At 65.1% G+C, this 2,050-nt stretch carries 2 protein-coding genes; one reads left to right on the top strand and one right to left on the bottom strand.

The features are described from left to right. The coding region (locus EN780_RS32855) for an LTA synthase family protein (protein ID WP_145971024.1) at positions 1 to 1,170 on the bottom strand (1,170 nt) is incomplete at its 3' end. A gap of 269 nt (positions 1,171 to 1,439) precedes the next feature. Between EN780_RS32855 and EN780_RS32850 the strand changes: the two genes are divergently transcribed. Continuing rightward, positions 1,440 to 2,050 (top strand): ACP S-malonyltransferase (locus EN780_RS32850; protein ID WP_133372832.1); only part of this gene is annotated, 611 nt, incomplete at its 3' end.

The following is a 2,050-nucleotide window of genomic DNA, read 5'->3' as shown; positions in this document are numbered from 1 at the left end:
CTCCTCCGAGCGGAAGTCGCTGAAGCCGAAATCGGCATAGACGGCGCCGCGGTTCCAGAACCAGTTGGTGCCGGGATGGATGGCGCGCGCCCTGTAGCCCTCGCTCTTCAGGAAGGTCGCCAGCGACGGCGTCGGCGTGCGCACATACTGCTGGTAGGGGATGGAGCCGGCCGGCAGGAAGGCGTTGGAGAAGCCGGTCAGCGCCTCGAATTCGATATTGGCGGTCATGCCGCCGAATTCCGGCGAGAACATATAGCCGGAGCGCAGCGCCCGCACATTGGGGATCGGGTCCGGCGTGATGGTGACGCCGGGCAGCTTGGTCGGATCCCAGAAGGATTCGCTCATGACGACGATGATGTCGGGCTTCTCGTCCGGCACCGAGGCCGTCACGTCAGGTCTCGCGATCGCCGCGATCGCCTTGTCGGAATAGCCGGCCGGCGCCGAGACATGGGCCATCGGCACGTTGAGCGCGAAAGCAAGCGCAAAGCCGTTGGAGGCGTAGTTCTCCTTCTGGTCCCACATGATCGGGATGATCTGCAGCCGGTCGCGGGTCCACGAGAAGGTGGCGTAGTCCATGATCGACACGAAGAAGGCAAGCAGCGGCACCGTCAGCGTCAGCCGCGCCAGCCGCCCCTTGCGGCTGAGGATCGGCACCTTGCGACGCCACAGGCGCCAGCCATAGACGAGCAGCGACAGGCCGGCCACGATGGCGATGGCGATGGCGACGGCGGTCAGCGGCCGCTCGCGCACCAGGAGCGGCATCAGCGCCATGATCTGGCGGGAGTAGAGAAAATCGGTCGGGTAGAGCGGATCGCCGAGATAGTGCGACTTCTGATGGCCGACGAAGGCCAGCGCAAGGGTCAGCGGCGCCACGATCATCAGGCTCTGGTGGCTGCGGCCGAGCACGGCGTCCAGCCCGATCAGCACCAGCGCGAAGACGATGATTGTGGTCCAGCCCGGCTTGAAGGGCTGCAGGAAGAAGGCAACGGTGCCGGAAAAATCGCCGCGCACGATCCATTCGATGGCGAACACCAGTATGGCGGAGGCGAGCAGGGTAACGAGGCCATAGCGGACGATCGGCCATCTCCGCCCCGGCAGATAGCCGGTGGATGGATCGTCTTCCAAGAACTGCGGCGCCACCTTCCCGGCGCCTTTCCTGATCCGTGCCACTTCGATATTCCCCGGCCCACGCTACGCGCCAATCCGATCGGCGTCATTGAATTGTCATTGAACTGTCACGCAAAGCTAGCGCCTGTGGCGAAAATAAGAAGAGCCAGCAAACGAATCGTGAGCGGTTTTCATCATCAGTGATCGCCAAAAAGCCTTTTGGAACAGGCACTCGGGTGGTGATTTCGCGCCCGGACAGGGTGGCGCGGGCTTGACTTGCCCGTCCGCCTTGCGCCACAGGCAGGTAAAATCAGCCATTGGAGAGCCTCGATATGGCCGTCGCATTCACCTTTCCGGGACAGGGCAGCCAGGCCGTCGGCATGGGCAAGGACCTGGCGGACGCCTTTCCCGAGGCGCGCAGAGTGTTCGAGGAAGTGGACGACGCTCTCGGCGAGAAACTGTCGAAGCTGATCTGGGAAGGGCCGGAAGAGACGCTGACGCTGACCGCCAACGCCCAGCCGGCGCTGATGGCAGTGTCGCTGGCGGCGATCCGCGCGCTGGAAGCGCGCGGCTTTTCGCTGAAGGACAAGGTCGCTTACGTGGCGGGGCATTCGCTTGGCGAATATTCGGCGCTTGCCGCCGCCGGCTTCGTTTCGGTGGCGGACGCCGCGCGCCTGCTGCGCGTGCGCGGCAATGCCATGCAGGCGGCGGTGCCGGCGGGCGAGGGCGCCATGGCGGCAATCATCGGGCTCGAGCAGGCCGATGTCGAGGCAGCCTGCGCCGAGGCTGCAAAAGGCTCCATCTGCCAGGTTGCCAATGACAATGGCGGCGGCCAGCTGGTGATCTCCGGCGCCAAGCCGGCGGTCGAGCTGGCGGCAAAGCTGTGCACGGAAAAGGGCGCCAAGCGGGCGCTGATGCTGCAGGTCTCCGCCCCCTTCCACTC

It is taken from the genome of Mesorhizobium sp. M4B.F.Ca.ET.089.01.1.1 (genome assembly GCF_004022605.1).
GTDB lineage: Bacteria > Pseudomonadota > Alphaproteobacteria > Rhizobiales > Rhizobiaceae > Mesorhizobium > Mesorhizobium abyssinicae.
The sequence above is the reverse complement of the archived record's forward strand: the minus strand, read 5'-3'. Positions and strand labels throughout refer to the sequence as shown.